Here is a 19,728-nt window from a genome sequence, read left to right as displayed (position 1 = left end):
GTTGTTTGGTTGTGTTAAACAATGATTTTACTTCCTTTGTATCGACAGGAGAAGGGTTGCACTCTACTCTTTGCGACCGGAGGTAGCTATGTCATACCGTTATCAAATCGCTACAGTATTTCTTCTCGGCTTTTTCATTGATTGTATTAATATTTTTATGTCTGCCATTGCATTGCCAGACATCGCTTCGGCATTTTCGGCGAGCCAGTCGATGGTCTCTTGGGTGGCGAATGCCTATATTTTAGGACTCGTGCTCATTATGCCAGTTAGCCTGTGGTTAGCGGGTCGTTTGGGGGAGCGTAAGTTACTGGCTTATTCGATGCTGCTATTTTCCCTTTCCGTTGGGCTATGTGGATTTAGTGATTCTATTTATAGTTTGATTTTCTGGCGCTTTATTCAGGGAATTGCAGGGGGATTACTAATTCCTGTTGGGCAGGCTTTAGTATTTGCTCTATTTCCTAATCAAGAACGCCAAAAGATATCGACGATGATTATGACGGTTGCTTTAATTGCCCCAGCATTTTCTCCGGCAATTGGTGGCATGATTATCGATTCTCTTTCTTGGCGATGGGTATTCTTTGCTAATCTTCCGTTTTCATTGCTGGCGGTACTGTTGGCTTGGGGCTGGGTAAAATCCAGTGAAAAACAGGTACGAGAAAAGCCTGATATTATTGGTTTGCTGTTAGTCAGTTTCAGTTTACTGAGCTTATTGATGTCATTCTCTCTTTATAATGATTATCAAAGTTTAGCTCTCGGATTATTGAGTTTTTCGCTTTCTGCCGCTTTGCTGATTGTCTATTTACAGTACGCAAAGAAATGCCGAGCACCGATTTTAAACCTGCAATTACTCAAAAATTATAATTTACGTAATGGTTTTATTGTTTATTACGCGGTGCCGGGAATTTTTACGGGCGTTAATTTACTGAACATATTTAACCTCCAAAATAACATCGGATTTAATGCACAACAAACGGGCATGTTTATGTTGGTGTATGCGGCGGGTGCTCTGATTTCCATGGTAACTGGCGGCTATTTTTATCATCGTCTGGGTAAGCGAAGCCTATTTATTACAGGTATCGTTGTGCATAGCATTGGGATCTTGACTCTGTTTTGGGTCGATAACCAAAGCCAATTAATGTTGCTCATTATGGCTTATTTATTAATGGGAACAGGCGGTGGGATCAGTGCGAATACGGCGCAAATCAGTGCATTAATAGACTTTAAAGATAAGGATTTATTGCAAGGTAGCGTGCTGTGGAATATTAACCGTCAGGTGGCCTTTAGTGTGGGGACGGTGGTATTAATTTCCCTCTTTAACCTTATTTCATTTTCATCGGAGTTAGTTCGTTATCAATATACGTTTTTCATTGCAGCTATTCTGGGGCTGCTATCGTTAATTTCAGTTATTAGGGGAAAATAAATGGACTCTAAAATGTCGCTGGCAGTACAAAGTGTGATTGATTTACATGTGGTTATTGAAGATGTATTTACAGGGCGCAATCAGGGAGAGAGTTTGCCGCTTTTATTGAATAGCTTTGATCCGGATTTTAAAATGATCACCATTCAAGGGCAGGGGATCACCCACAAAGATGTCACTGCGCTGTTTAGTCAACATGTTGGCAAAAAGCCTCATTTGACTATCGCAATTCAGAATATAGTGCCAATACAGCAGGTAGGGAGTGATTGCTGGATACAATACCAAGAATTGCAGACCAATGAAGGCATTTCGTCGTTACGAATCTCAACTGCGTGTATCCATGTTGAAAATGAAAAATGTACTTGGAAATACCTGCATGAAACACCGGTGAAATAACCCAAGTTTTAAAAAAATAGTTACTTAGTGGAACATGAAACGGCCAATAGGCCGTTTTTTTATAGTTAGCTAACAAAGAATTCTTTGTTTTAATTACAAATGATTTTTATTCTCAATATTGATTGACCGTCGGTCAGTTGCGATCTAACATACGGTAAAGATCGAATATGGGAATAAGAGAATGAAACGAATTTTTCTGATTATCGCTGTGTGTTTGGGGACGTTTATGGCGACGCTCGATATCAGTATTGTGAATGTCGCACTCCCTGCAATAGGGCAAGAACTTTCCACGAATCTATCAATGTTACAATGGGTTATAGATGCATATGCGCTGTGCTTATCAGCATTGATCCTCTCCGTCGGGCCGCTAAGCGATCGTTATGGGCGTAAGAAAGTTTGGCTGGTTGGGATCACAATTTTTACGTTAGGGTCGTTAATCTGTGCGTTAGCCTCAAATATTCAGTGGTTGCTATTTGGAAGAGCTGTTCAAGGCATTGCCGCCGCGGCGCTGATCCCAGGGGCGTTATCCATTATTACGCAGGCATTTAGTAATGACATTGAGCGAATTAAAGTCATTGGTATTTGGTCGGCAGTTAGTGCGTTATCACTGATCATCGGTCCGATTTTGGGTGGTTTTCTAGTGGATACCTTTGATTGGACAACCATCTTTATCATCAATATTCCGATTGGCTTGCTGACTTTGGTGCTGGGAGGCTTAGGGATTATGGAAAGTGCTGATCCGGATAAGGCGGCATTGGATCCGGTTGGTCAGTTGTTGAGTATTGTTGCTCTTGGTGGGATCACCTATGGGTTAATTGAAGCGGGGGATCTCGGTTGGGATAGCCCATGGACTCTGGGAAGTTTAGCGCTTGGCGCTGTGGCATTATTGGGGTTTGTTGCCGTAGAGCTGAAGGTGGCTCGCCCCCTATTACCGTTGTATCTATTCAAGAAAAACCCTGATTTTTTTCAATATAATATGGCGTCATTTGCCCTCGGGTTTGCTACCTACAGTAATGTATTTTTTATCGCGTTGTTTTTACAGAAAGGGCAAGGTTGGGGAGCATTTGAAGCGGGTTTACGGATGGCGCCAGAATTTATCGCGATGGCACTGTTTTCATTCAGTTTCGGCCGGTTTTCCGGGCGATACAGTGTCCGTAACATTATGATTATTGGCTTCTTGCTGATAGCTCTGTCATCCATGTTATTGACGCGAGTGAATGCGGATACCGACTATTTCACTATTGCGGCCACGTTATTTATTTTGGGGGCAGGCATGGGAATGGCAACACCGGCAATAGGCGCATTGGTGATGTCGAGTGTAGAAAAAGCTTATTCAGGGATGGCATCTGCGGTGATGAATGCATTGAGACAAACAGGTATGGCTCTGGGTATCGCCTTACTGGGCACGCTAATGACTCATCGAGCCGTTGATTTACTCCTGAGTAATCAACAGATTAATACTCAGTTTTCCACTGAGCAGATTGTCGAATTAGTTAATCATCATGGGGTTTTTTCGTCGACGATAATTGAGCAAGCAACCCGCTCAGCCTTTGTTTCGGGTTTTAATTTAGCGATGTTTGGTGGAGCATTAGCCATTTTGCTTTCATTAGCGTTAATGTTTAAACGCCAGCAAAAATTGAGAGTAAGTGACCGATAAAAAAACACCTGCCGAAGCAGGTGTTTGATTTTGTAGACTTGAAGACGTTTACGGCTTATTCGTCTAAGAAGCTGCGCAGAACTTCTGAGCGGCTTGGGTGACGTAATTTACGCAGCGCTTTCGCTTCAATCTGACGGATACGCTCACGGGTAACATCAAACTGTTTACCCACTTCCTCTAAGGTGTGGTCAGTGTTCATGTCGATACCGAAACGCATACGCAGGACTTTCGCTTCACGTGCGGTTAAGCCAGCCAGAACCTCATGAGTTGCCGAACGTAAGCTTTCTGACGTTGCAGAATCTAACGGTAACTCTAATGTGGTATCTTCAATGAAATCGCCTAAATGTGAATCTTCATCATCACCGATTGGCGTTTCCATGGAGATTGGCTCTTTCGCAATCTTCAGTACTTTACGGATTTTATCTTCCGGCATTAGCATGCGTTCTGCCAGTTCTTCTGGCGATGGCTCACGGCCCATCTCTTGCAGCATTTGACGAGAGATACGGTTCAGTTTGTTGATAGTCTCAATCATGTGAACCGGAATACGGATTGTACGTGCTTGGTCAGCGATAGAACGGGTAATAGCCTGACGGATCCACCATGTTGCATAAGTTGAGAACTTATAACCACGACGGTATTCAAACTTATCAACCGCTTTCATCAGACCGATGTTACCTTCTTGAATCAAATCAAGGAACTGCAGACCACGGTTGGTATATTTCTTCGCGATAGAAATAACCAGACGTAAGTTTGCTTCAACCATCTCTTTCTTCGCACGACGAGCCTTAGCTTCACCGATAGACATACGACGGTTGATATCTTTAACCTGTTCGATTGTCAGGCCAGTTTCTTCTTCGATTTGACGCAGTCTTTGCAGACAACGCAGAACTTCTTCTTCCACTTCCAGCAGTTTTTCAGACCACGGCTTGTTCATCGCTTTTGCTGCGGTTAACCAAGTTTCGCTGGTTTCATTGCCACTGAATAAGGTGATGAAGTTCTTCTTAGGCATTTTGCACTGTTCAACACACAGTTTCATGATGGTACGTTCTTGCATACGAACGCGGTCCATCATTTCACGCATGTTGTTGACCAGATAGTCAAACTGCTTAGGTACTAAACGGAACTCTTTGAAAACTTCGGATAATTGCTCGATAGCAGCCGCAGTTTTCGCATCGCTACGACCATATTGTTTAATATGGGTGCGAGTTTTTTCATATTGTTCACGAAGGTCAGAGAATTTCTGACGCGCTAACTCAGGATCGATGCTGTTATCGTCATCGCTATCGCTGTCATCGCCGTCTTCATCTTCTTCGTCTTCGTCGTCTTTATCTAACTCTTCTTGTGGAAGTTCAGAACCTACGTGGGTTGCTGTAGGGGCTAAATCTTCTTCCGCATTTGGGTCAACGAACCCAGTGATGAGGTCAGATAAGCGGCTTTCGCCAGCTTCGACGCGGTCATACTGTTCAAGTAAGTAGGTGATAGCCTCAGGATATTCAGCAACAGAGCACTGAACCTGATTAATACCATCTTCGATACGTTTTGCGATGTCGATCTCACCTTCACGGGTAAGAAGTTCGACAGTCCCCATTTCACGCATATACATGCGTACTGGGTCGGTGGTACGGCCGATTTCACTTTCAACACTGGACAATACTTGAGCTGCAGCTTCAGCCGCATCTTCATCCGTGTCGGAAGTATTTTCAGCCAAAATTAAATCATCGGCATCAGGTGCTTCTTCCATGACCTGGATGCCCATGTCATTAATCATCTGGATGATATCTTCAATCTGATCCGAATCGACGATATCTTCCGGCAGATGGTCGTTTACCTCAGCATAGGTTAAATAACCTTGCTCTTTACCCTTGGTGACGAGTAGCTTAAGCTGTGACTGCGGGTTTTGCTCCATAAGACGGTATCCACACTTCTGAGTATTTAAATTGGTGTCGGTCGGCGAAACTAACGGCCAACAAGAACATTTAAAGGGACATTTGACTACGCGCTACGCCCTTTATATTTCGTAGCATTTACAGGCATTTGCCTTGTTATTTGCGGCACTTAAGCCGTTCTGTATACTATTTTTTGGATGCTTTACGTTTTCACTCGTGAAAGAGTGATTAGACGGACTTCTTCGCGCTCTTCAGGTGTCAACCTTTGTGTTCGTTCTTTCGCTATCAGATAGTCGAAACGCTCATCGAGGGCGCTATTAAATAGATGATTTAGAGCATCTATAAAGGTATTTTCCGCTATTTCCTCTATTTCTATATCGTTCCATGTTGCGAGTTTTTCAAGTTGTTTCGCGAAATTATTATCGCGATAACGTTCTAGCAACTGCCCAGTGGTCATTCCGGGGGTGGAACGGCAAACTTCAACCAATTCCTGAAATAGAGAAAGCCCCGGCATTTGGATATGGGCAATTCCCTCTAGTGAGGGAACAAGCTCCGAAAAGTTCGGATTTTGCACCAACAACGCGATAAGTATGCGCATTGTTGTTGGTTTCAGTTTGGGTGCCTGATAGTTAACTGGCTCAGTACTCTCTCTATCAATCATAGCAAGAACTTGGGAAATATCCGGTATACCAATGAAATTTCCTAGTTCTTGTGCCATATAGAGGCGCAGAGTTTCACCCGGAATCTGTTTTATCAATGGGATAGCAAGTTTACTAATTTTTGCTCGACCCTCTTGGGTTTTTAAGTCCACTTGGGGAACTAAAGAGTCAAACAAAAAGGTGGAAAGACTTTGCGCATTTTCCATGCGTTGCTCAAAGGCGTCTTTTCCTTCTTTGCGTACCAATGAATCTGGGTCTTCGCCATCAGGCAAAAACATAAAACGGAGTTGGCGACCATCGGTTAGATAGGGAAGGGAGTTTTCAAGTGCGCGCCAAGCGGCTTCTCTTCCTGCTCTATCTCCGTCATAACAGCAAATTACCGTGTCTGTTGAGCGATAGAGCAATTGAATATGCTCAGAGGTTGTAGAGGTGCCAAGTGATGCAACCGCATAGCGGATGTCATACTGTGCGAGTGCTACAACGTCCATATAGCCTTCAACAACAAGTAATTTTGCAAGCTCACTACTATTTTGCGTGGCTTCATAAAGGCCAAAAAGTTGGCGACCTTTATGGAATATATCGGTTTCTGGGGAGTTTAAATATTTTGGCAATGCATCGCCTAACACCCGTCCACCAAATGCAATTACGCGACCGCGACGATCCCGAATCGGGAACATGACTCGCTCTCTAAAGCGATCATAAACGCGACCATTATCATTAGTGACCAGCATGCCCGCTTCATCAAGTTGCTGACGGCTTTCTGGGGTCACTGCAAATTTCTTGAGAAGGTTGTCCCAGCCTGCGGGCGCAAAACCAATCGAAAAATGCGAGATAATATCTGCACTTAAACCACGTTGGCTTAAATAATCTTTGGCTTTATTGGCCGATGGATGATTTAAGGCAGCGCAGTAAAACTGATTTATTTTTTCCATCAATTGGTACAAATTTTGACGCTGATGGAGTTCAATTTGGCTGGTTCCGGTTCCTTTTTCGTAAGGAACATCCAGACCGTGTAATGCGGATAACTCTTCTATTGCTTCGACAAAATCTAATTTGTCGTAATTCATCAGAAAATCGATGGCGTTACCATGGGCACCACAACCAAAACAATAGTAAAATTGTCTCTCACCATTGACAGTAAATGATGGTGTTTTTTCGTTATGAAAAGGACAGCAAGCGTGATGGTTCTTACCCTGTTTTTTTAACGGGACTTTTGCATCGACTAAATCAATGATATCGGTTCGAGCGAGTAAGTCATTGATAAATGAACGCGGAATTCGTCCAGCCATAAGCCTCTTTTTCGCCTGTTGATGAACGATAATAAGCCGCGCTTCCGTTAGGAAAGCACGGCCTTTAACTGCTAACTACTTACTTGTCTGTATTGGTTGCGATTAAAATCGCAATCAATTAGTACAGACGAGTACGGCGTGCGTTTTCGCGAGCCAGTTTTTTAGCGTGACGCTTTACAGCTGATGCTTTAGCGCGTTTACGTTCAGTCGTTGGTTTTTCATAGAATTCACGACGACGAACTTCTGCTAAAACTCCTGCTTTTTCACAAGAACGTTTGAAACGACGCAGTGCTACGTCGAATGGCTCGTTTTCACGTACTTTAATTACCGGCATGTGCCTCTCACCTCAATAGAAATCGGTTTGTTGCTGGTTTTTGTTCACCAGCCGTCATTTAAAATGGTGCGGAATTTTACTTCAATGAGTACGGGTTTGTAAAGTGCCGTATAAAATTGAATCACGCAAGATCACCTGTTTTGCCTCAGCTTTAATCAATAAAGTGAGAAAAACCAGATAATAATGAGAATTTGCCACACGAAATTTTTATTACAGGGGTCTGATTATAGACTATACAACTTGGAAAGTCAGCCTTTTGCTGGGATTAATTGTGGGATTTCATGACATTTTATTGCGCAATGACGCAAATTTAGGCGCGATGGTGCAAATTTAGTGATAGACTTGCCCTCATGCAACAAACAAGGGTAGTGCAATGCGTGTTTTAGGTATCGAAACATCTTGCGATGAAACTGGAATCGCAATCTATGATGATAAACTGGGTCTACTTGCGAACCAGTTATACAGCCAAATTAAAGTTCATGCTGATTACGGCGGTGTCGTACCCGAATTAGCCTCTCGTGATCATATCCGCAAAACAGTACCGCTGATTCAAGCGGCACTCAAAGAAGCCAATTTAACCCACGAAGATATCGATGCCGTTGCGTACACCGCAGGCCCCGGTTTAGTGGGTGCATTGATGGTGGGAGCGACGGTGGGTCGTGCGCTGGCGTTTGCGTGGGATGTACCTGCGGTTGCTGTGCATCACATGGAAGGGCATTTGCTCGCCCCGATGCTGGAAGAAAAAAGCCCTGAATTCCCGTTTGTGGCGCTGTTAGTGTCTGGTGGTCATACCCAGCTAATTAGCGTGACGGGCATTGGTGAATATGAGCTTCTCGGTGAATCCATCGATGATGCAGCAGGCGAAGCATTCGATAAAACGGCGAAGTTACTCGGTTTAGACTATCCGGGTGGGCCTGTGTTATCACGCATGGCGCAGCAAGGCGTTGCAGGGCGTTTTGTTTTCCCTCGCCCGATGACTGACCGTCCGGGGCTGGATTTCAGTTTTTCCGGCTTGAAGACGTTTGCGGCAAATACGATCCGCGATAACCCTGATGATCCTCAAACTCGCGCTGATATCGCCCGTGCTTTCGAAGATGCAGTTGTGGATACGCTCGCGATTAAATGTAAGCGCGCGCTTGAGCAAACGGGCTTTAAGCGCTTGGTGATGGCCGGTGGTGTGAGTGCTAACCGTACTTTACGCGCTAAAATGGAAGACGTTTTGAAGCAGCGTGGCGGCGAAGCATTTTATGCACGTCCTGAATTTTGTACAGACAATGGCGCAATGATTGCTCTCGCGGGCTTAATTCGCTTAAAAGGCGGTGCAAATGCAGATTTAGGCGTGACCGTTCGCCCTCGCTGGCCGCTTGCAGAGTTGCCACCGTTAGATGAAGGCGCTGTTAAATAATTAATCTGTTATGTTCAAAACATAATAAAAACAGGGGGCTAACGTAATACGCTAGCCCCCTGTTTTATTGTAAAACGAGCTTAGTGCAAGTTATTATTAATGTAGAACGGTCACTGCATCTTCTAAGCGAATGGAACGATCTTTAACGTGATTTGCGGTCTCGGTGCTCTGCTCAACGAGTAAGCTGCTTTGTTGAGTGATGGATTCCAGTTCACTGACGGCTTGTGTGATATCAGAGATCCCAGAGGCTTGCTCCGTTGTAGCATGGCTAATATGGGTAATTAGCTGTGTTACGTTTTGCACTTGATCCACAATCTCTTTCATTGTGTTCCCCGCCGCGTAGACTTGGTCTTTACCGGAGCTCACTTTCTTTTCACAGTTATTGATAAGCTCGCGAATATCGTTGACTGCACTGGCACTGCGGCTCGCTAAGCTACGCACTTCATTGGCGACGACCGCAAAGCCTTTGCCTTGCTCACCGGCTCTGGCGGCTTCCACGGCAGCATTCAGTGCCAAAATGTTGGTTTGGAATGCAATATCTTTAATCACATCGGTGATGGAGTTAATTTTACTGGTGCTATGGACGATTTCATCCATAGTGGTGACGACCGCATCCATCATTGCTCCCCCATTAACGGCCGTTTCACTGGTTTCGTTCGATAGCACATCGGCTTTATGCGTGTTGTCCGCATTCATCTTAACGGAGACCGCCATTTGATTCATGGTAGCGGCGGTTTGCTGCATATAGCCTACGGTACGCTGTGTATGGCTATCGAGTTCACCACAATCGCTCACTAACGATTGGCTGCCTTTACGGACGTTATCCACTTGCTCAGAGACATCGTTAATCAGCCAGCGACACACTAAGCCTAGTTGGCCAATGGAGCGCAGGATCTGCCCAATTTCATCAACGCGGTTCATGTGATCAATGCTATTACGGTTACCTCGCGCTACGCTTAATGCCTGAGACATAATATTTTCGAGCGGCTTCGCAAAACTACGCTCTAACATCACATTACCGAATAGCAGGGTTATTAAGGTGAATAAGCTGGTCAGTAGCAGTGCATTGCCGGATAGACCCGATAAACCCGCCATCGCCATCCACAGAACAAATAAGCTGCTGGAAATTAAACGGCAACGCCAGCGAACAGACAGGGTTGAAAGTGAGAATCGACGGCGTTTTGGCAGCACGATCCCCTTATAAATTCGGCGATTGCTACGATTTTCGACTAGAGCTTTATACAGCGGCTCAACCGCGGCGATTTCCTCTCGGGTCGCGCGTAGACGAATGGACATATAACCGGTGATGACACCTTTTCGCTGCATGGGGATGATATTAGCGCGAACCCAGTAATGGTCGCCATTTTTACGGCGATTTTTGACGATCCCAGTCCAAGGCTCTCCCATTTTTAAGGTACGCCACATATCCGCAAAGGCGGCTTTAGGCATATCAGGATGACGAATAATACTGTGGGGCTGCCCCATTAATTCATCGAGGTCATACCCACTGACTTGCACAAAAAAATCATTAGCGTGAATAATATTCCCTTGAAGGTCACTTGTGGTCATCAAGGTGATATCTTCATCTAAGATATGCTCATTTTGGGTTACATATGGAGTTCTGCTCATTTTATATTCACTTTTATAGTTAAGTTTTCCTTTATATAGTCGACAGTTTTTAATTATTCATTAGTAATAAATTTGCAATATTTTAACTATTTTTTAAAAGTGTGCGCTGCGTTGCGAATAAGTGTAAATACGTATCAAAATGAGTGATATGAGTGTGAGTCAATACAGTAAAAAATAGGGGAAGTTTTTGATGGTATAGAAGGATGTGATTGAACAGGAAGTGAAGATAATAGAAATAAAAAAGGCTGAAATTCAGCCCTTATTGCTTATCAAAGTAATGACTTATTAGAGGCATTATCGTGAATGATATTAATCGTCCTTATCGTCACGTTGCTCTTGAGCTATCTCTTTGGTGGTTTTTTGCTTTTTATTCTTCAATTTTTGCCAAATTCGGCTTTCTTGTCCGCGCCATAGACGCTGAATATTGCCATGATGGCGAACAAGCACTAAGCACGACAGCATAGCAACCGGGAAGGTGAATTCAGGCTTAAACCACCACACATAAAATGGCGCCATTAGCGCACTGACAATCGCCCCAAGGGATGAGTAGCCACTGAGCAATACGGTGAGCAGCCAAGTGCCTGCCACCAAACCTGAAAGATCCCAGCCGATTGCTGCGATGGATCCAAATGCGGTAGCAACGCCTTTTCCACCTTTAAAGTGAAAGAAAACCGGATAAATATGTCCAAGGCAGGCTGCAATCGCGACCAAGCCAAGATAGAATGGTTGCACATTTAAATAATAAGCAAGCCATACAGGGATCATCCCTTTCAGTACATCACAGATCAGTACTGAGGCAGCGGCGACTTTGCCGCCGACGCGTAAGACGTTAGTTGCACCGGGGTTACCAGAGCCGTGTTGACGAGGGTCGGGTAATCTTGCCAGACGGCAGATCAAAATAGCACTCGATATTGATCCGCAAAGATAGGCGAAGATTATCATGCCAAGCGCGATAGCACTCATAACTAACTCCAAAAACGGTTTAGGCTATTTATATGTAATTCACTTCAGTCTTGGATAATACGCACATTTTTCCTGAAGTGGTATCAATTCAGCACATAAACGAGAAAATGACGTGATGGATATCGTATTTATTGAACAATTATCAGTCATCACCACCATCGGTGTATATGACTGGGAACAAGGTATTGAACAAAAACTTTTGCTCGATATCGAAATGGGATGGGACAATAAACAGGCCGCGATGAGCGATAATGTTGAATTATGTTTGAATTACGCTGAAGTTAGCGAACGCGTTGTTAGCTATTTAGAACATAATAAATTTGGGTTAGTTGAAAGAGTTGCAGAAGAGGTTGCTCAACTGCTGATGAATGAATTTTTCACACCTTGGGTTCGTATTCGAGTGTCTAAGCCAGGGGCTGTTGCTCGTGCTGCCAATATGGGCGTGCTGATTGAACGTGGTGCAAAAACCAGTTAATGGAGATTGCATCGTGGATGTTGGCGGTCGAAGTACCGCCAATATTTTCAGCTATTTTAAATCATCACTTTTTGTATTTTTAGCCACTCTTCAACTGCTTGAATACGCTGCCTAGTCAGTTCCTCTCGGATTTGTGCGCCTTGAAAGCCCTGCTCAATAATTGATTTTACTGCAACCGCTTTGGCTATCTCATAGGATTGACGTAAAAATATCCCTTGAGGATAGGCTTGGTTTTCTAACCCTCCGCGACCTCTGGCATCCGCTTCACTCACTAAACTAAGCTGAGAAATACGCTCAGGTTTACGCCAGCTATCTAATCCATCAAAGATCCCCACAATATCGGCAGCGCTGAGCTTGTTAATCACATGGATCATATCGTGATATTTTGCAGCAAGGCAGGCGAGGTCTTTGGTGCTGGTTGGGATCTTATACCGCTCACATAAGTCGATAATCAGGGGGATCCCGGCTTCCCCATGCTGTGGATGACTCGGCCAGACCGCTTTAGGCGTAAGTCCTTTACCTAGGTCATGGCATAACGCCGCAAAGCGCACATCAATATCTTTCGATAATGTTGCCACCACGCGCATTACCATCAAAATATGGATCCCTGTGTCTACTTCTGGATGCCATTTTTCAGGGGCTGGTACGCCGAATAGGTTATCAATTTCAGGAAATAGAACGGCAAGTGCGCCGCATTCACGTAAAACTTCAAAGTAAACTTGCGGTGAATTGGACATCAGCGCTTTGTGCGTTTCTGTCCAGACGCGCTCAGGGGTGAGATGGGATAGCTCTCCTGATTCCGACATGGACTGCATCAACGCCATGGTTTCTGGGGCAACTCGAAAGCCTTGAACATAATAGCGAGCGGCAAAACGTGCCACACGCAATACGCGCAATGGGTCTTCCAAAAAAGCATCAGAGACATGGCGCAGAACGCGATTTTTGAGATCACGCACACCATGATGGGGATCGACCAATTCCCCTGTATCGCTTTGTGCGATGGCGTTGATGGTCAAATCTCGGCGCAGTAAATCATCTTCTATAGTGACGTCTGGCGCGCTATAACAGCTAAACCCTGTGTAGCCAGAACCGATTTTTCGTTCCGTTCTGGCAAGGGCATACTCTTCATGAGTCTTTGGATGCAAAAAGACGGGAAAATCTTTGCCTACCTGTTGAAAGCCTTGGGCTAGCATCGCCTCTGGCGTGGTACCCACCACCACATAATCTCTATCTGAGATAGGTAATCCAAGTAATTTGTCACGTACCGCTCCACCGACGAGATAGACTTTCATTTAGGCTCTCTTACATCCAACCATCATTACGTTTTTTACGGCGTGGAATAATGTGAGGCAGAAGTAGCCCTAAAATTAAGCCAGCACCCGCCACGCCACCACCGTACATAAACCACTGTAAAATTAACTCACGGCGACGATCATCCAGATTCACTTCAGCAATATCTAACTTTTTACCCGCTTTGATGAGTTCGTTTTTCAGTTTTTCATTTTCTGCTTTGAGCTGACGCACTTCACTATCATTATCAGCCACTTTTTGCTGCATGTCTGCGGTGCGGGTATTCCAAGTATTGTCAATGTTATCTAACTGTTGACGAAGCTTTTGATTTTCAGCTTCTAACTGCGGAATTCGGCTTTTCATACTTGGGATGTCGCTGAGCTGATCCGTTGGTATCCAAACGGTGCGGCCTTTGCCATCTTTAATTTGAGCAAATTTATTATCCACTGAAATCAGTTCAACGGATTCACCTGCGTTTAGCGAGCCAACAATGCGGTAGTTGGTGCCTGGGCCACTACGGACATAAGTCGATAAATCTTCAGAAACGTAGCGTGTTTCAGCGTTTGCTGTGATTGAAAGGCCTAACCCCATGATTGAAACAAGTAAAAGTGGAATTTTTCGCATAGTGTTTTTATCTTTTCACGGTGAATGAGTGTCTTATTAATTAAATACTAATAAGTAAAGCCTATTGGTGCAAACGTTAAAGCATAGAGTTGTGTAAATGTTGAATGAGAATGAGAACCTTCCTAAGTCACTGGATAATACAATTTTTAAGCATGTTATTGAAACAACCCTCTAAGGGAATTTATGCTTGTAGAATTTTTGGTTTCTGTGCGGTTTCTTTTCTCTGCTCTCAGGGATTGGGGTAATATGGATGCAGTAAAATTATTAAATAAGGAAATGTATGAACCACATAGAAGTTGAACTCAAGTTAGCGGCTCAGAGTTCTGCTATTGATGCTGTTCGTCAGTGTATTTCGACGCTTTCACCACAACACTCTGCGCCTCGCAAGCTGACTAATATCTATTTTGATACGGCACAAAGACAGCTACGCCAATGGGATATGGGGTTGCGTATTCGGGGTTGTGATGGTCGTTATGAGATGACGATGAAAACGGCTGGGCAAGTGATTAGCGGATTACACCAGCGCCCAGAGTTCAACGTGGAAATTGATTCCCCTGAAATCAATCTTGCGGCATTTCCGGCAGAAATCTGGCCTGAAGGAACGGATATCGCGCAACTAGAGGATGAGTTGGAAGTTTTGTTTAGCACTAATTTCACTCGTGAAACATGGTTGGTGAAATTCGAAGATAGTGAAATTGAAATTGTTTTCGACCAAGGAGAAGTCTCCGCGGGTGCGAAAGATTTACCGATTCAAGAATTTGAATTGGAACTAAAACAAGGCTTTGTAGCTGACGTACTGAATTTAGCGAAGAAATTCGCAGATATCGATGGTCTGAGTTTATCCTCCCTGAGTAAAGCGGCACGAGGCTACTCATTATTAGCGAGTGAGCCTGTACCTTTAGTGCGCCCTGAATCTGTGTTTGATTATGAAGAACAACCGATTGAAAAGTCACTGTTGCACATGCAGCAACTTTGCCAGCAACATGAACAATATTGGTTAGCAGGTGGTGAACATGCACGTCATGGGCTTAGTGAGTTTTTACGCTTTGTTCAGGCTTTCTTAGTGCATTACCAAAACTCTGCACCGCATTTTGTTCACGATCTCCCTCTGGAACAATTACGTTTGGATGTGACTGATGAAACGGTCAGTGCAGAAGGCTTTTGTTACAGTAGCCAATGGCTAAAATGCAAACTAGCCTTTATTCAGTGGTTAACCGCCTTAACATATACTGATGTCGAATAGGTACTGAATCTATGCCGCTTTCTTCCGAGCTTTTGCAGAACCAACACCAACGTATTATTCAGCAGTTTACGGAGCAATCTTCTGAGTTGCTTCCGTTAAATGAATCTGAACTGAATTTTCTCGCATTCAGTGATTTTGCGTTGAAACAGGTTCTCACCCATTCCCAATTTTTACAGCATATTCGAACACTGCCGCCAGTAGGTGATGAATGGGCTCGCTATGGGGAATGGCTGGAAGAAGCGTTAGCATCGGTGACGGATGAAGATCATTTGATGCAGGTTTTACGCACTTTTCGTCATCATATGTTAGTGCGTATCGCTTGGATGCAAACCTTAGAATTATGTTCCCAGCGCGATACCATTGTGCAACTTAGCGAACTGGCTGAGGTATTGATTGTTGCAGCGCGAGACTGGCTATACAAAACCTATTGCCTCTTGTGGGGAACGCCGTGTGATCGTACTGGAAACCCGCAGCCACTATTAGTGCTTGGGATGGGGAAACTGGGGGGCAGGGAATTAAATTTTTCGTCTGATATCGACCTGATTTTTGCTTATCCTGAAAATGGAGTTACTCAAGGTGGGCGTAAAGAGCTGGATAACGCGCAGTTTTTTACGCGCCTAGGGCAGAAGCTGATCCGCGTTCTTGACCAAGTCACCATTCACGGTTTTGTGTATCGCGTTGATATGCGCTTACGCCCATTTGGTGATAGCGGCCCATTGGTCTTCAGTTTTTCTGCTTTGGAAGATTACTACCAAGAGCAAGGGCGTGACTGGGAGCGCTATGCAATGGTCAAAGCCCGTATTATGGGGCCTGACAGCATCTATTATGCGGATACCTTGCGTAAATTATTACGCCCGTTTGTCTATCGTCGTTATATTGATTTCAGTGTTATCCAATCCCTACGTAATATGAAAAATATGATTGAGCGAGAAGTGCGCCGTCGTGGATTGGTCAACAACATCAAATTAGGCGCTGGCGGTATTCGCGAAATTGAATTTATCTCCCAAGTTTTTCAGTTAATCCGAGGCGGACGAGAACCCGCGTTACAGTCACAATCTTTATTTGCCGCATTACAAGGCATTGAAGAACTTGCATTATTACCAGCACAGCAAGTTACTCAACTGCAAGACAGCTATATCTTCCTACGTCGGTTAGAGAATTTATTGCAAAGTATCGATGACCAACAAACCCAGACATTGCCCGATGATGCTTTAAATCAGGCGCGTTTAGCGTGGGGGATGGGATTTGCGAATTGGGCTGATTTTTATCAGCAACTGAGTGCAAAAATGGCAACGGTACACCAAATTTTCGCAGAGCAAATTGGTAGCGATGGTGAGGAAGACAAAGTGGAAGAGTGCCATGAAGCGTACATTACGCTCTGGCAAAGTGAGCTTTCCAAAGAGGAGCTGGCAAGTTATTTACCGTCAAAAGATGAATTCGTCGCAGAAAAAATGATCCACGGAATTAACCTGTTCCGCCATGATCTTAATAAGCGCACTATTGGCCCCCGTGGTCGTGATGTTCTTGATGAATTAATGCCAAAATTGTTGGCAAAAGTGGGGGAGCGCGAAGATGCAGGGCGAGTGATTGAACGCATCACGCCATTATTGTTGAGCATTGTTAGCCGAACAACTTATTTAGAGTTGATGCTCGAGTTTGACGAAGTGCTAACTCACGTTATTCGCTTATGTGCGGCTTCGCCAATGATTGCTGAGCAGTTAGCTCGTCACCCGCTTTTGTTGGATGAATTACTCGACCCTCAGTCCTTGTATCAGCCATTACCGCTCACCGCCTACCGCGATGAATTACGCCAATATTTAATGCGTGTGCCAGAAGATGACGAAGAGCAGTTGCTAGAAGCGCTCCGCCAATTTAAACAGGCACAATTATTACGCATTGCCGCCGAAGATATTTCTGGGGTACTCCCTGTGATGAAAGTGAGTGACCACTTAACGTATTTGGCTGAAGCGATTATTGATGCGGTGGTACGCCAAGCATGGCAAATGATGGTCAAGCGCTATGGGGAACCAGATCACTTAGCTAAGTTTGATGAAGATAAGTTCGATGAAAAACAGTACGGATTTGCGGTACTGGGCTATGGTAAATTAGGTGGCTGGGAGCTGGGTTATAGCTCAGATTTAGATTTGGTTTTTCTGTTTGACTGCCCAATGAATGCGGTGACAACAGGGGATCGTTCCATTGAGGCTCGTCAATTTTATCTGCGGGTTGCACAGCGTATTATTCATCTTTTTAGCACCCGCACGGCTTCAGGGGTATTGTACGAAGTGGATGCACGCCTAAGGCCTTCTGGTGAATCGGGCATGTTGGTCAGTACAATTCAATCTTTCGATGACTACCAAAAAAATGATGCGTGGACATGGGAACACCAAGCGCTGATCCGTGCTCGTATGGTATTTGGTGATAGTTCGCTGCAACAAAAATTTAAGCAAATTCGTCATGAAACCTTATGTCTGCCGAGAGAGCCAGATGTGCTGCGTGAGCAGGTGCGGGATATGCGTCTGAAAATGCATCGGCATTTGGGAAGCCATCAGGAAAATGAGTTTGATTTAAAAGCCGATCCGGGCGGGATCACTGACATTGAGTTTATCGCTCAATATTTAGTGCTGCGTTTTGCTATTGATAATCCAGCGCTGACTCGCTGGTCTGATAATGTGCGCATTTTTGAGTTAATGGCGCAGTATGATTTTATGCCAGAAGAAGAGGCATATGGCTTAACGCAGGCGTATGTCACGATGCGTAATGAGCTACATCATTTAGCGCTACAATCTTTACCTAGCCGTGTAGACAGCCAACAATTTTCAGCTCAACGCGCCTTGGTGCTTGCCAGCTGGAAAAAATGGCTTGAGTGATTGATTAGCTAGCAAATTATTTAGGCGATATCGTGCAGTATGCTAGTATTAGCGGCAATTAATTTCAGATTTTCTTTTCATAACTGGAGTGCGGGATGAAAGTAACCCTTCCTGATTATAAGCAAGCAGGTGTATTGGTTGTTGGTGATGTCATGTTAGATCGCTACTGGCATGGACCTACAAATCGTATTTCGCCTGAAGCGCCGGTTCCGGTTGTTAAAGTGACCATGGTGGAAGAGCGTCCAGGCGGCGCGGCAAACGTGGCAATGAACATTGCGTCACTGGGCGCAAATTCTCGCTTAGTGGGTTTAACGGGGATTGATGATGCGGCAAAAGCTCTGACTGAGAACCTGAATGGCGTGAATGTCCGCTGTGACTTTGTGGCCATTCCAACACACCCAACCATTACTAAGTTACGTGTTTTATCCCGTAACCAGCAGCTGATCCGCCTCGACTTTGAAGAAGGGTTCGAAAATGTGGATGCACAGCCAATGTTAGAACGCATCGAACAAGCTCTGCCACATATTGGCGCGTTGGTGCTGTCTGACTATGCGAAAGGTGCATTAACCGAAGTTGAGAAGATGATTGCGCTGGCGAATAAAGCGGGCGTACCTGTTCTTATCGACCCGAAAGGCAACAATTTTGAACGTTATCGTGGAGCAACCCTGTTAACGCCAAATATGTCTGAATTTGAAGCGATTGTGGGGCGTTGCAAAGATAATAAAGATGTTGAAGAAAAAGGGATGCAGCTCCTGGAATCTTTGGAGTTATCAGCACTGTTGATTACTCGCTCAGAGCAAGGCATGAGCTTGATCCGCCGTAATGAAGCCCCTTTACATTTACCGACTGAAGCACAAGAAGTTTTTGATGTGACAGGGGCTGGCGATACGGTCATTGGCGTATTGGCGGCATCAATTGCATCAGGTCGCCCATTGCATGAAGCTTGTGCATTAGCAAATGCCGCAGCGGGTGTTGTGGTTGGCAAATTAGGGACTTCAACAGTTTCCCCTATCGAATTAGAAAATGCGATCCGTGGTCGTGCAGAAAATGGTTTCGGCGTAATGACTGAGAGCCAGCTGAAGCAAGCAGTGGCCGATGCGCGTGCTCGTGGTGAGCGCGTAGTGATGACCAATGGCTGTTTCGATATTCTGCATGCAGGACATGTTTCGTATCTGGCAAATGCACGTAAATTGGGTGATCGCCTGATTGTTGCGGTAAACAGTGATGCATCGACCCGCCGCTTGAAAGGGGAAACTCGCCCAGTCAATCCATTAGACCAACGTATGATTGTGTTGGGTGCATTGGGTGCTGTGGATTGGGTTGTGCCATTCGAGGAAGATACACCGCAGCGTTTGATCTCCGAAATTCTGCCTGACATCTTAGTAAAAGGTGGGGATTATCATCCTGATGAAATTGCTGGTAGCAAGGAAGTGTGGGCTGCTGGTGGGCAAGTGATGGTTCTGAATTTCGAAGATGGTATTTCAACCACCAATATCATCAAAAATATTATGAAAACTAAATAATTAAATCTTAATTGGTTTTAGTAAAAGCCTAGCTTTTTGTTTGCATTTAAATGCGTGCAGAAGTTAGG

Annotated in this window: 14 protein-coding genes and 1 pseudogene; 8 read left to right on the top strand and 7 right to left on the bottom strand. The window is 44.6% G+C overall.

The window, feature by feature from the left end:
• Positions 1-88 precede the first annotated feature (88 nt).
• The 3 genes from QS795_RS14110 (at position 89) to QS795_RS14100 (ending at position 3,470) form a co-directional block, all read left to right on the top strand.
• Positions 89-1,420 carry an MFS transporter gene (locus QS795_RS14110; RefSeq protein ID WP_286270536.1) on the top strand — a complete coding sequence of 444 codons (1,332 nt, stop codon included), beginning with the start codon at positions 89-91 and terminating at the stop codon, positions 1,418-1,420.
• Positions 1,421-1,813: a hypothetical protein gene (locus QS795_RS14105; protein ID WP_286270538.1), complete on the top strand. Its 393-nt coding sequence runs from the start codon at positions 1,421-1,423 to the stop codon at positions 1,811-1,813.
• A gap of 181 nt (positions 1,814-1,994) precedes the next feature.
• Positions 1,995-3,470: an MFS transporter gene (locus QS795_RS14100; RefSeq protein ID WP_286270539.1), complete on the top strand. Its 1,476-nt coding sequence runs from the start codon at positions 1,995-1,997 to the stop codon at positions 3,468-3,470.
• Positions 3,471-3,525: 55 nt separating this feature from the next.
• Here QS795_RS14100 and rpoD read toward each other — a convergent pair.
• From rpoD to rpsU, 3 genes and pseudogenes are all read right to left on the bottom strand, one after another.
• Positions 3,526-5,394: pseudogene (gene rpoD, locus QS795_RS14095) on the bottom strand (RNA polymerase sigma factor RpoD); the annotation flags it as partial.
• Between the two features lie 164 nt (positions 5,395-5,558).
• Complete coding sequence (gene dnaG, locus QS795_RS14090) at positions 5,559-7,304, bottom strand: DNA primase (protein ID WP_286270540.1); 1,746 nt, start codon at positions 7,302-7,304, stop codon at positions 5,559-5,561.
• 118 nt (positions 7,305-7,422) lie between these two features.
• Positions 7,423-7,638, bottom strand: a complete 216-nt coding sequence (rpsU, locus tag QS795_RS14085; RefSeq protein ID WP_001144069.1) for a 30S ribosomal protein S21 — start codon at positions 7,636-7,638, stop codon at positions 7,423-7,425.
• A gap of 373 nt (positions 7,639-8,011) precedes the next feature.
• Between rpsU and tsaD the strand changes: the two genes are divergently transcribed.
• Positions 8,012-9,043, top strand: a complete 1,032-nt coding sequence (gene tsaD / locus QS795_RS14080; protein ID WP_286270543.1) for a tRNA (adenosine(37)-N6)-threonylcarbamoyltransferase complex transferase subunit TsaD — start codon at positions 8,012-8,014, stop codon at positions 9,041-9,043.
• 96 nt (positions 9,044-9,139) lie between these two features.
• Here tsaD and QS795_RS14075 read toward each other — a convergent pair whose 3' ends face one another.
• Together QS795_RS14075 and plsY are read right to left on the bottom strand one after the other, a co-directional pair.
• The gene (locus tag QS795_RS14075) at positions 9,140-10,672 is read right to left on the bottom strand and encodes a methyl-accepting chemotaxis protein (RefSeq protein ID WP_286270545.1); all 1,533 of its coding nucleotides are present in this window, start codon (positions 10,670-10,672) and stop codon (positions 9,140-9,142) included.
• 309 nt (positions 10,673-10,981) lie between these two features.
• The gene (plsY, locus tag QS795_RS14070) at positions 10,982-11,635 is read right to left on the bottom strand and encodes a glycerol-3-phosphate 1-O-acyltransferase PlsY (protein WP_154603394.1); all 654 of its coding nucleotides are present in this window, start codon (positions 11,633-11,635) and stop codon (positions 10,982-10,984) included.
• 115 nt (positions 11,636-11,750) lie between these two features.
• On the opposite strand from plsY, the gene folB reads away from it, so the two are divergent.
• Positions 11,751-12,110, top strand: coding sequence for a bifunctional dihydroneopterin aldolase/7,8-dihydroneopterin epimerase (gene folB, locus QS795_RS14065; RefSeq protein WP_286270658.1), 360 nt, complete (start codon positions 11,751-11,753; stop codon positions 12,108-12,110).
• A 56-nt stretch (positions 12,111-12,166) separates the two neighbouring features.
• Here folB and QS795_RS14060 read toward each other — a convergent pair whose 3' ends face one another.
• Together QS795_RS14060 and QS795_RS14055 are read right to left on the bottom strand one after the other, a co-directional pair.
• Complete coding sequence (locus tag QS795_RS14060) at positions 12,167-13,402, bottom strand: multifunctional CCA addition/repair protein (protein ID WP_286270552.1); 1,236 nt, start codon at positions 13,400-13,402, stop codon at positions 12,167-12,169.
• A gap of 10 nt (positions 13,403-13,412) precedes the next feature.
• The gene (locus QS795_RS14055) at positions 13,413-14,024 is read right to left on the bottom strand and encodes a TIGR04211 family SH3 domain-containing protein (RefSeq protein WP_154627691.1); all 612 of its coding nucleotides are present in this window, start codon (positions 14,022-14,024) and stop codon (positions 13,413-13,415) included.
• 280 nt (positions 14,025-14,304) lie between these two features.
• On the opposite strand from QS795_RS14055, the gene QS795_RS14050 reads away from it, so the two are divergent.
• From QS795_RS14050 to hldE, 3 genes are all read left to right on the top strand, one after another.
• Positions 14,305-15,267, top strand: coding sequence for a CYTH domain-containing protein (locus QS795_RS14050; RefSeq protein WP_154603391.1), 963 nt, complete (start codon positions 14,305-14,307; stop codon positions 15,265-15,267).
• Positions 15,268-15,278: 11 nt separating this feature from the next.
• Complete coding sequence (glnE, locus tag QS795_RS14045; RefSeq protein ID WP_318626550.1) at positions 15,279-18,137, top strand: bifunctional [glutamate--ammonia ligase]-adenylyl-L-tyrosine phosphorylase/[glutamate--ammonia-ligase] adenylyltransferase; 2,859 nt, start codon at positions 15,279-15,281, stop codon at positions 18,135-18,137.
• Between the two features lie 95 nt (positions 18,138-18,232).
• A complete protein-coding gene (gene hldE / locus QS795_RS14040; protein WP_286270563.1) occupies positions 18,233-19,660 on the top strand; it encodes a bifunctional D-glycero-beta-D-manno-heptose-7-phosphate kinase/D-glycero-beta-D-manno-heptose 1-phosphate adenylyltransferase HldE in 1,428 nt (475 codons plus the stop codon).
• The last annotated feature ends 68 nt before the right edge of the window (positions 19,661-19,728 follow it).

This window comes from Providencia zhijiangensis (genome assembly GCF_030315915.2).
GTDB lineage: Bacteria > Pseudomonadota > Gammaproteobacteria > Enterobacterales > Enterobacteriaceae > Providencia > Providencia zhijiangensis.
This window is presented reverse-complemented; position numbering and strand designations above follow the sequence as displayed.